6 protein-coding genes are annotated in these 11,935 nt (G+C 61.7%); all 6 read left to right on the top strand.

Translation table 11 applies throughout. The features are described 5' to 3' along the window. The first annotated feature begins 9 nt into the window (after positions 1-9). The 6 genes from LN047_RS22220 to LN047_RS22195 all read left to right on the top strand — a co-directional run bounded on the left by LN047_RS22220 (position 10) and on the right by LN047_RS22195 (position 11,930). A complete protein-coding gene (locus LN047_RS22220; protein WP_373980197.1) occupies positions 10-3,639 on the top strand; it encodes a DUF748 domain-containing protein in 3,630 nt (1,209 codons plus the stop codon). Between the two features lie 69 nt (positions 3,640-3,708). Further along, positions 3,709-4,587: a dienelactone hydrolase family protein gene (locus LN047_RS22215; RefSeq protein ID WP_373980196.1), complete on the top strand. Its 879-nt coding sequence runs from the start codon at positions 3,709-3,711 to the stop codon at positions 4,585-4,587. Between the two features lie 295 nt (positions 4,588-4,882). Continuing rightward, positions 4,883-7,009 carry a type VI secretion system Vgr family protein gene (locus tag LN047_RS22210; protein WP_373980195.1) on the top strand — a complete coding sequence of 709 codons (2,127 nt, stop codon included), beginning with the start codon at positions 4,883-4,885 and terminating at the stop codon, positions 7,007-7,009. Position 7,010: 1 nt separating this feature from the next. Beyond that, positions 7,011-7,898 (top strand): DUF4123 domain-containing protein, encoded by an 888-nt coding sequence (locus tag LN047_RS22205; protein ID WP_373980194.1) that lies wholly within the window; start codon positions 7,011-7,013, stop codon positions 7,896-7,898. A 2-nt stretch (positions 7,899-7,900) separates the two neighbouring features. Beyond that, positions 7,901-10,852: a toxin VasX gene (locus LN047_RS22200; RefSeq protein ID WP_373980193.1), complete on the top strand. Its 2,952-nt coding sequence runs from the start codon at positions 7,901-7,903 to the stop codon at positions 10,850-10,852. Positions 10,853-10,949: 97 nt separating this feature from the next. Then, positions 10,950-11,930, top strand: coding sequence for a DUF6708 domain-containing protein (locus LN047_RS22195; RefSeq protein WP_373980192.1), 981 nt, complete (start codon positions 10,950-10,952; stop codon positions 11,928-11,930). Positions 11,931-11,935: the final 5 nt, after the last annotated feature.

Genomic DNA, 11,935 nt, shown 5'->3' with positions numbered 1-11,935 from the left:
AGACTTTCAATGCCCGTGCGGATGCCCAAGCTACGGTTCACCCGACGCGCCGGCAAGATTCTCCTGGGTATTGTGGCGTTCGTGCTGATTCTGTTTGGCGTGGCAGCGTGGCAGGTGCCGAAAGTGCTGCACGGCGTGCTGACCGATGACGTCGCAAAGATGATCGGGCGCGACGTTTCCGTGGGCAAGATCACCTTCAATCCGTTCACGCTGACCGTCCGCGCGCAAGACCTGACCGTGGCGCAGCCTGGCTCGCAGACGCCGCTGTTGACCTTGGCTGAACTGGATGCCAGCGCGTCGTGGACATCGCTGTTCTGGTTCGCGCCGGTGGTCGACCGTCTGACGCTTCGGCAGCCTAACATCGCCATCGTCCGCGAAGACGTCCTGCGCTTCAATTTCTCTGACATAGAACAACGCGTGGCCGAATTGGCCGTCGCCAAGCCCCAAGAGCCGCCCAAGCCGGACGAAGGGTTGCCGCGCTTTTCGCTCAACAACATGGTGATCGAGGACGGCGCCATCACGCTGGACGACAAGGTCACCGGCCGCAAGCAGGTCGTGGACGAGTTCACCATCGGGGTGCCGTTCATCTCGACCTTCGGCTACGCCACCGACATCGACGTGCAGCCGCGCCTGCACCTGCGCATCAACGGCAGCCCCTTCGACCTGACCGGCGTGGCGCGGCCGTTCGACGTGGTCCCCTCGTCCACGCTGCGCGTGGCCTTCGACGGCCTGCAGCTCGAGAAGTGGGCCGACGTCTGGCCCATGCCGCTTCCCTTCAAGGTCGAGCGCGCGCTGCTCGACTCGAATCTGCAGGTCGTCTTCGAACAGCCCAAGGACGCGCCGCCCAAAATCCGCATCGTCGGCGACCTGGGGTTGCGCCGCCTGGACGTGCGCGACCCGTCCGGCGGCAATCTGGCCGCCTGGAGCGCATTGACCGTCAGCCGGCTGGAACTGGAGCCCATTGCCCGCCAGGTGTATATCGGCGAGGTCGGCCTCTGGGCGCCGCAAATCCATGTGCGTCGTCACGCCAACGAACACCTGAACTGGCAGGACGTCGTCGCGGGATTGAAGGCGCTGGGCGGCGTGGAACCGACGGCCACGCCCGTGCGGGACGAGATGCGCAAGGCCAGCGGCCTGAAGCCGCGCGCCGCAAGCGGGCCGCAGGTTGCGCCGGGCGCGGCCGGCGCGCCTGAGCCGGTTCCTGCGCCAGCCGGTCAAGCGCCCGCCGCGCCGGCCGCTCAAGCGCCCACCACGCCCGCCGCGCCGGCCGCTCAAGCCCCGGCACCGCGCCCAGACCAAGCAGCCGCGGCGCCCGCCGATCAAGCGTCCGCCACGCCGGCCCCGGCGCCACCCCCCGCGCCCGCCGAATGGAAGGTCGTGCTCGACGCCTTCAACCTGCATGAAGGCGAGGTCTACGTCACCGATGCGGTCAGCAAGCTGGACTATGTGATGACCGGCCTGGCCGCCACCGTCGAAGGCGTGGCGCTGCCGCAGCCGCCGGACCAGCCCATCAACCTGTGGCTGACCATGGACAACAGCACCGACGGCGGCTGGCTGCGCGCCAAGGGGCCGCTGGTCATCAAGCCGCTGTCGCTCGACATGAACGTGCGTCTGGGCAACATCGCGCTGGCGCCCCTGGCTCCGGCCGTGCGCAGTGCCGCGCCCATCACCCTGCTCGACGGCCGGCTGGGCGCCACCGCGCAACTGCACGTGCGCGAGAAGGGCGGAGCGATCGATGCGTCCGCCACCGCCGTGCAGGCCGACCTGACGCAGTTCAAGGCCCGCGACGAATCGCTCAAGCCGGTGCTGGACATCGCGATGCAGTCCCTTCGCATCACGGCCGACCGTCTAGCCCTGGGGCCGGGCCCCAGCAACTTCACGGTGGCCGCAGCCGGCGTCCAGGGCGACGGCAAGCTGGACCTCAAAGGGGTCTTCACGCCGCAGCCGCTCACGCTCAAGACCGCGGTCGACCTGTCCAACCTGAACGTCGCCAGCTTCGCGCCGTACTTCGCCTCCAGCCTGAACGCCACCGTCCGCGCCGTCACGCTAAGCGCCAAGGGCAACGCCGAATTCACCGCCGCCGCCGGCAGTGCGCCGATGAAGGCCGGCTGGAAGGGCGGCGTCGACATCACCGACCTGGACCTTCAGGACCGCGTCAACAAGGACGACTTCCTGAACTGGAAGCGCCTGGGCTTTACCGGCATGGACATTTCCGTGGCGGGCGACAAGATCGGCGCGCGGTTGGGCGATATCGCCCTGGAAGATTTCTACGGCCGCATCCTGCTCAACGCGCAGGGCCGGCTCAACGTCATGGATCTGGTGGCCGCGCCCGGGCAGGCCGGCGGCTCGATCACGCAAGACACTCAGACACCCGGCCGCAGCGCCGAGCCCCCGGCCGCGCCGCCCGCGGCCGCCGCGCCGGCCAAGGGCAGCGGCGCGACCGCCATGCCGGACATCTCGGTAAACAGCGTCACGCTGACCCGCGGCCGCATGACCTTCACCGACCGTTTCGTCAAGCCGAACTACGTTGCTGAACTGTCCAGCATCGAGGGCGACATCACCGCCGTTTCCTCCACCAATCCCCAGCCCGCCAAGGTCAAGGTCACGGGGCGCGTGTACACGACCGCGCCGCTTTCGATCAGCGGCATCGTGCAGCCGTTCGCCAAGTTCCTGACGTTGGACCTGAAGGCTTCGGCCAAGGGCGTCGACCTGCCGCGCTTTAACACCTACTCGGCCAAATACGTCGGTTACCCGATCAAGCGCGGCAAGCTGTCGGTCGACCTGGAATACAAGATCAAGAACCGGGCCTTGCAGGCGACCAATCACGTCGTGCTCAATCAGCTCACCTTCGGCGACAAGACCAACAGCCCGGACGCCACGAAGCTGCCCGTGCTGCTGGCCGTTGCGCTGCTGAAGGACTCGCGCGGCAACATCGACATCAACCTGCCGATCTCCGGCTCGCTCGACGACCCCGAGTTCTCGGTCGGCGGCATCGTCGTGCGCGTGCTGATGAACCTGGTGGTCAAGGCGGTCACCTCGCCCTTCAGCCTGCTCGCGTCCGCGTTCGGCGGCGGCGAAGAACTGTCCTATGTCGAATTCGCGCCGGGCAGCGCCGTACTGACCGAAGACTCGCTGCAGCGCATCGAGACCCTCACCAAGGCGCTTGCCGACCGTCCGGCCCTGAAGATGGACATCAGCGGCCGCGCCGATCCCAAGACCGACACGGAAGGCCTGCGCCAGGCCTGGGTCGACGCCAAGATCCGCGCCGCCAAGGCCGCGGACGTCGCCCCGCGCGGCAAGAAGCCCGACCCCAAGGGCGTCGAGGTCTCCGGGGCGGAACGTGCCAAATACCTTGAAGCCGTCTACGATGACACCGACCTCAAGGACAAGCCGCGCAATTTCATCGGCATGGCCAAAACCATTCCGGCCGCGCAGATGGAAGCGATGCTGCGCGCGGCGGCTCCCGTCGGCGAGGATCAGCTGCGCCAATTGGCCGATGCCCGTGCGCAGGCGGTTTATGAGAAGTTGCAAGCCCAGGAAGGACTCGCGGATCGCGTGTTCATCGTCGCGCCGCAGCTGGACGCCGATGGCATCAAGGACGAGGGGCAACCCTCGCGCGTGGACTTCTCCCTGAAGTGAACTCGGCAGGCTCCGGCGGGGACGCGAGGCGCGTCCCGCCGTGCCCGTCTTTTACCAGGAGATTTTTCGATGAAAGACCAGGACGCGCACTTTGACAGCCTGCTTCCGCCTTTGCGACTGGACCGCCGAGGCTTTCTCGCCACCACCGCAGCGGCGGGATTTTCGCTGGCGGCAGGTCCGGTGGCGGCACAGACTGCAATCGCCACGGACGCCAAGGGCCTCGTGGCGGGCAAGGTCGAGATCCCCACTTCCGACGGCAAGATCCCCGCTTACCGCGCCGCGCCCGACGGCAAGAAGAATCTGCCCACGATCCTCGTCGTCCAGGAAATCTTCGGCGTGCACGAATACATCCAGGACGTCTGCCGGCGCCTCGCGCACCTGGGCTACCTCGCCATCGCGCCGGAACTCTACGTGCGCCAGGGCGACCCGTCCAAATACACCGAAATCCCCAAACTGCAGGCCGAGGTCGTCAGCAAGGTCCCGGATAAACAGGTCACCGCCGACCTGGACGCCACCGCCGCCTGGGCGGCGGCGCATGGCGGCAATCCGGACCGCCTGGGCATCGTCGGCTTCTGCTGGGGCGGCCGCCAGGTCTGGCTCTACGCCGCCCACAACCCCAAACTCAAGGCCGGCGCCGCCTGGTACGGCCAACTGGCGGGCGACCCCTCCGAACTCAAGCCCAAGCCGGCCCTGGCCATCGTCAATGACCTGAAGGCCCCGGTCCTGGGCGCCTACGGCGGCAAGGACGCCGGCATCTCGCAAACCGATGTCGACCGCATGCGCGTGGAACTGGCCAAGGGCTCCGCCGCCGCCAAGGCCTCCCGCATCGACATCTACCCCGAAGCCGGCCACGCCTTCCATGCAGACTACCGCCCGTCGTACCGCAAGGCGGAAGCGGAACAGGCGTGGACGCGGATGCTGGATTGGTTCAAGCAGAACGGGTTGTAAGGCGACAACCTTCCCGGAGGCTCGAGGATCGGGCCAACTGATCGGGCCAACTTTGACCTGCGTGGGTCAAAGTTGGCCCGATTTTCTTTGTTTGTTTTCAGAGGGTTGAGGGCCGTCGGGCCACCGTTGGCCTGAAAAACCACCGAAAAAAACACTTTCGCGGTTTCGGGCGATTCGAGCGCAGCAGGCGTCGCGGCAAGGGATCGCCAAGCGGTTGATAAGAAAGCAAAAGTTGCTACATGCGGCCAAGCTGGCACAGAGATTGCAATAGCCCCGTGGTGCTCCGGAGCTTGCCATGCCAACCCAATCCAACTTGCGCTTTACATTTGCTGTCGGCGACGAGTCCTTTGAAGTCGTCGGATTTTCGCTGGAAGAAGGTTTGTCCGAGACCTTCAAACTTGAAGTGGACCTGGCCAGTGCGAAGGCCGCCATCGATTTCGGCAGCATTCTGGACCGTGCCTCGCTGCTCACGATCTGGCATGGCGACACGCCCGTGCGCTACGTGCACGGCGCTGTGTCCTCGTTCGTCCAGGGCGACACCGGTTTTCGCCGAACACGCTATTCAGCCGTCGTCGAGCCGCGTCTGGCGCGCTTAAAGCTCAGTTCCGACTGGCGTATTTTCCAGTCACTGACCGTCCCGCAGATCACCGATCTCGTGTTCAAGGCGCATGGGCTCACGCTTGACTACGAGCAGCGCAACACCACCGAGCACCAGTCACGCGAATACTGCGTGCAAGCCGGCGACACCGATTACCACTTCATTGAGCGCATCATGCGCGAGGAAGGCTTTTTCTATTCCTTCCGGCATAGCGCGGAGGGCCACAAGCTCGTCCACAGTGATCGCCTGTTCATTCATGGCCGCGTGGGCGATGGGCCGGTGCAGTACAACCCCGCGCCCGGTGGCGACCAACCGCAACCCGCGCTGCGCCGCTTTGCCTATGGCGAGAGCGTGCGCACTGCGCGTCAGACGCAGCGCGACTACACCTTCCACCATCCCCGCTATACCCACGAGCACACCCGCGACGGACGGGATCTGGATCATCAGGGCCGCCGTTATGCGCGCTACGATTATCCGGCCCGCGCCAAGTTTGACGAGGCCGGCAAGCCCTTCGCCGATAACCGCCTGCGCGGGCATCGCCGCGATGCCCGCATTGCCCTGGCCGAAGGCGATGATCCGCGACTGCAGCCCGGCATCTCCTTCACGCTGGCCGGCCACCCGCGCGAAGACATGAACCGCGGCTGGCGCCCGGTCCGCATCGTTCACCGCGGCACGCAGCACGCGTGCCTGGCCGAGGAGAGCACCGAGGCACAGTCGGGCACGCACTACTGCTACGAGGCCGAACTGGTGCCAGACGATGCCGAGTGGCGCGCCGAGCCGTTGCCAAGACCCCGCATCGACGGACCGCAGAACGCTGTCGTGGTCGGGCCGACCAACGAAGAAATCTTCACCGACGCGTACGGGCGGGTGAAGGTCCAGTTCCCCTGGGACCGTGAAGGCAGACAGGACGAACACAGCTCCTGCTGGATCCGTGTTTCGCAAGACATCGCCGGCGCCACATGGGGCCACATGGCCATCCCAAGGATCGGCCAGGAGGTCATCGTTTCCCATTTCGACGGCGACCCAGACCAGCCCGTGATCACAGGCCGGGCATACAACCGCCTGCAATTGCCCCCCTACGAACTGCCGCGCCACAAGACGCGGATGACGATCAGAAGCAAGACGCACAAGGGCGAGGGGTACAACGAACTGCGATTCGAAGACGAAAAGGACCAGGAAGAAATCTACGTCCACGCGCAGAAGGACCAGAACATCCACGTCAACCACAACGAGACCACCTTCGTGGGCCACGACCGCAGTGAACAAGTGGAACACGACGAATCCATTACCATCGGCCACGACCGCAAGGAAACCGTGGGTAATGACGAACAGGTGAATATCGGCCTGGATCGGCGGCATGAAATCGGCCAGGACGACTTCCTGACGGTGGGGCGCAACCACACGATCTACACCGCCAAAGACCGCACCGAAGAGGTCGGCAACAACCGCCGCGACAAGACTGCGGCAAATCATCGCGTGAGTATCGGCGGACACCAGGAACAGACGGTGGAGGGGCACGCGGAACTGCAGGCTGGGCAGGCGATTCGGCAGCGCACCAAGGTCTATGAGATCCATGCGAAGGAGAGCCTTTCCCTCAAAGGCCCGGGAGGAACCATTCGAATCGACGGATCAGGCATCACGCTCGATGGAGTCGTGATCCAGGTGAAGGGACCGATACGCCGACAGAGCGGCAGCGCAAGCCCGATCTCGGCCCCTGTGGGGGTTCCCGCTCCGGGCCTGCCGTTCGACGTGCTGTGCAGGAAGCGCAGCGACGGCAGTTGTCCGCGGTCGGACTGTCCGTGCGGCAACTTCCAGGAGACTTGATATGTTGATAGCCCTGGACCAGATGACGCAGCCCGAACTGCATCCGCCTTCGCTAGCTACGTTCTTGCTCCTCGAAACCGAAATTCTTGACGAGTGGCTGGCGCGCCAACCGGACTTGCGGGAGCGCGCCAACATAGGTGACTTCGTGCGCAAAGTCGACTATGCCACTTCCCTGCGGTGGGTCTGGAGCGACACCGAGTACGACTCCCATTACCCGGTCGGGCCGGTGCTGGTGCAGTACCAATCCGATTCGCGTCTGTCGGGATTTTTCATCGACCCCTGGGCGTCAACGGGTGGGGCGGTCTTCCTCGCGTCGTCCCGTTCGATCGACGAGGTAGTAGCCCAGTTGCGAGCGGTTCTGTTCGTGCTAATGCCCAATGGCAACAAGGCTCGCTTCCGGGTTCAGGAAACAACGGCTCTTGCGAGCGTGCTGCGAGCCCTTGAGCCTTTCCGGGCCGCTGCGCTGCTGGGGCCCATTCAGGAACTGATCTGGCGGGAAAGCCTCGGGCCAGCGCATCAGTGGTGGCGCTATCGACAACCGGATGGTCCGCACCCGGTGCAAGGCGGCTTCCAATTCAATCATGCAGAAATGAGCGCCATTGATGCCGGGTTGACTGACCACCACTTTCACAAGCACGTCGCGATCACTCGGCAGGCTCCTCACAGCTTTCGCGACGACCCGCGTCGGCAAACCCGGGTGTGGATGGATCAGCTTAATAGCTGGGGCTTCAAAGAGTTTTCTCACCTGGACATCGCGTTGGACGCCCTCCGTCATCCCGCTTACCGACGGTGTGCGGCGACGGTCGTCGCGCTGTTGCAGGACACCGCGTTGACACCTGGCGCGCGCGCCGCACGGGCAATGAATCACCTGATGACCGAAGGGCACTGATCATGGCAGCAAGCACTGGCTACTGCAGCACCAAGGAAAGTTGCAAGGTCCGAATCCCCCTGTTTCCGCTGCGCTATTCCGCACATCCACGGCCCAAGGGTGGTGCCGCTTATGCCTATGACGCGCCATCGCTGGAAACTGGCTTTCAGACGTTGGACCACGCGCAGTATGGATTGCGTTGCGTGGGCGCGGGATTCGTCTATCTGTTCGATGAGACCGAAGGTACGGTATTCGTTTGGCGGGTCAACGAAGAGACCGGTCAATTCGTCGAGCTTTTGTCCAGGTACCGCTCATTAGAAGCGGCGATCGGGGGCTATAAGTCCGGACGTTCCCTGCCTCACATCTGGGCGAATGACAGTTCGTTGGTCCACATATTGTTGACGGACACGCTCCTGACCGAAAGAAAAATTCGCGAAATCGAATCGGACTTGGACGGCATCCGGGCAAAGTTGGCAACGACCGTTGACATGAAGGCTTGGGCGGAAAGCGCGCCAGCCAGGCATACCTTTCCGGCAAGTCGGTTGGGTGAACTGGTGGAGGAGTTCAAGGGCTCCGACCTCAGCTTTTCGCCCTGGCGCATCAAACAGTCGACACCTTCTGCTCAATCATTGTTGACGGGCATGAAAGCGGTAGCGTCCGCCATGCAGATTGCTGTCGTCATGCACGACAACATTGCGCTCGTGCAGGACCTGGGCGGCATATTCCATGCATCTCGCTCGGAGATGGAGACATACAACTCGGCGCCTGATGCTGCAAGCAAGGGCGACGATATCCAGCGCTATCGAAAGACGATCATCGCCCAGTTGATTGGACGGATCTACGAGGCTGCCTATGCCAGCAGCAAGGGAATTGATCTACAGGATGAGGCGGGTCAGGAGAAGCTGGACAAGGCCCTGAATCGCGATGTCTACGAGTACGAGTACAAGCGCAAGTGGTGCGAAGACAATCTTGCAGTTCAGGAGCGCGAGCCACCGAGGCATCGTCCATCTTCGTACCCCAGCGCCAAAGCGCAGGTGGAAGCCATGCCCAAAGACCCGGCAGGCCAGCGGATGGCAGTTCTGGCGCTCAATGCCGAGCGTTATTCCAGGCATGTGAAGGAAGACGAGCGGGTCGCCTACTTGAAGAATTTCGAGCGCGAGATGGAAAAGCGGCACATTGCCGTGCTGGACTGCAAGAATGACCGGTTCGTTTGGCTGAAAGGCTACCGGCAGCGTGCGAAACCTGCGGACTTTGGCGCAACATTTCTGCGGTATGACCTTACCGACCCAGTGGCTTCGACCAGCCATGCCACGGCCTTCAGCCATTGCATCGAAGGCATGATCTGGGGCACTGCGACGACGCCCGTCGGCAAGAAGGACCATGAAAGAGCGTTGTTCGGAGAATGGTGGGCGTTGCCATGGAAGGAAAACCCAATCCTCGAGAACCTTGGGCATGACAAAGGCTTCGGGGACACGCTTGTGGAGAACAAGGCCGACGTGCTCGTGGATACGGCAGCCGGCAAGGCGTTTGCCGGCCTCGTTAGATTCGTGGCCGTTCAATATCTGATGGAACAGGTCGGGGTTTTTACCTTGACCCGTGCTCCGAATTGGCGTGGCGCGGTCCGAAATAATGTGGATGCTCTTATTCATCGGTTGGCAGGCACAGGCAGTGAGGCCGACGCCGCGCATTTGCGTGGCCTGCTCGAAGAACGCTACGAAGATCGAATCGTCGGACGCAGCCTGACGCTCGAAGAGGGCTACGCCAGGCTGGGACAAGTACCGGGTGTTCGAGGGTTCACTGCTGAAGGATCGATTGCCCAACGTGCTGGCAATGAAATTGTCCTTCTGGAATGGGAGCGTTTGACGCCGCTTACCCGTTATGCGAATCCCTTTTTGCAGGTGTTCGAAGGAGGGGCGGCAAGCGGTGTTGCAGTGCTCAGCATCTGGAATCTCATGAAAGCTGTTGAGAATTTTCGGATCAGCTCAGACCTCGACGACATCGCGACAGTGTCGAACTTGGCTGCAGCCGCACTCGGTACGGCGAGCGCAGTGAACGGTGCGTTGGTAGCAACGCGGGCGCTGGCACCGGCCATGTTTGAGAATGCATCGGTTTTGAGTTCCGCACTTCGCGCGGTGGCGAGTGCAGGCGCATTGCGCATATTTGGTTATGGAGGCGCTTTAGCTGATGCTATTACCAATTGGTTTAAAGCGTACAAGCAATATCAGATCGGAAATGCAAGCACTGCTACTTACTATGCACTAGCGGGAGCTGGAATGCTTTTCGGCGGAATTGCATTGACACATGCTGGTGCCGGAGCAATGACAACGGGGATCGGACTGGCCGGTTCCGTCATGGGCATTCCCGTTTGGGGCTGGATTGTGGCGGGTGTCATTCTTCTTGGATTGGGTCTCTGGTGGCTGTTCAAAGGGGACGACAGCCGGTATTCCGCTCTCGAGTTTTGGCTGAACGACGGCACATTCGGCAAGCGCGCATTGCTGGGACGCGAATCTGGAGCCGCTTATGCCTCGCTCGCGGCAGAGAACAAGGCCTATGTCGAAATAAATTATGCGCCCAAAAAGTCCGACAGCGAATGGAAAGTTTTCGCACTTGATACTTTGGTGAGCCCAGTTGGCACGGTGGGGGTAACGACGACTTATTCGCCCCGGCTAGTTGTTGAAGTTGCGTACCCACTAGAGGGGGATATTCTGCCCATGCAACCAGCTTCTGTGACGGGCGAGATGTCTCCCAATGCTTCGGATGGCTCCGAGACGGATTTGAAGATCAGGCAGGAGCGCCGGAAGCAACTGGCTTCCGGCGGGTCGCTGATCACCTACGTTATTACCGGCCTGCAAAACGATATCGACTTTGGTTTGTCACTGACCGCCAAATATGTACCGAAATTATTGGGCGAACCTTTGACTGCCATGTATTCCTTTGCCAAAGAGGATGTGCCTTGGTACTACCGATCGAAGTGAGAGAAATGAGATGTTGGATCAATGCGCGTGCAAAGGATGAGGTTTCTTGTTTGCGAGCATTGATCCGACGGTCAGGTGGTTTCCACGGAGCATTCAAATGACAAGTGAACGGAAGCGGCGCACCGTGCCGAAGACGGAAAAAAGCTGGTTATACAACCGCGTGGACGCGCTGCGAATTGATGGCCCGCCTCTGGGCGTCGCCCCTGCGGCGGATAAAAATTTCATGAAAATGACGGAATGTTGTCTGTTTATGCGGACAGCTTCTGGTTCCCTTTATGGTGGACGAGGAAGCATGAGTTGGTGGGCGGTCCTTCTCGCGGTTTTTTTTTGGGCGATATTTTCTTTGTATGAGTTTGCAGTTTATAAAAAGTCGTTGTCACAAACGGGGTTTGCAAGTAATTTTTTCGAGTTTTACTTGCATTATTCGTATATACCATTCGGCGTAAGTCTATTTGTGTTTATTGCGTGTTCCTGGATTTTTGTCCCGTGGCGCCGCCAGCTACCCATCGTATTTAACCGAAAAACAAAAGCTGTCAGTTTTTTTCATGAGGGAAAAGTCGTTTCTGAGGATTGGAGCAAGATCGAGGTCTACATTAAGGACGTCACTACCGCTTCAGCCGGCGGAGTTCCCATCAATGAGGGAATCCTCTGTTTGGTTTTTCCTCGTTGGGGGCTCGACGGAAAGCAACTGCGCACTGTCATCATGGGTACCCAGGATGCAACGGCAGCCATGTCGAAGCGTGGTATTTACGGTGCTGCAATGATCTGGGAGTACATCCGACTGTTCATGCGGGAGGGCGCGGCCGCCGTTCCCGCTGCGGCTCCGCATCTGGAGTATCGACTGCAGCGGCCCCTTGACGCGTTCCGGCATTTCAACCCGCTGAAGATGCTGCGCGTGAAGATCTGGTGGTATCCGGTTGCCGTGCCCTTTTTTCTTTTTGTCGCATTGCCGCTGGCGCCCGTTGCGATCATCGGAGACTTGCTCTACTACGCACTTGACCGCGTTCTGCCTCGCCGGAAGTGGCCACAGGGGCTGATCGAGGCGTGCGAGGGCGCTTGGGACGGCCGAGGAGACTGAGGCTT

Source organism: Achromobacter sp. JD417 (assembly GCF_041879325.1).
GTDB lineage: Bacteria > Pseudomonadota > Gammaproteobacteria > Burkholderiales > Burkholderiaceae_B > Achromobacter > Achromobacter mucicolens.
The sequence above is the reverse complement of the archived record's forward strand: the minus strand, read 5'-3'. Positions and strand labels throughout refer to the sequence as shown.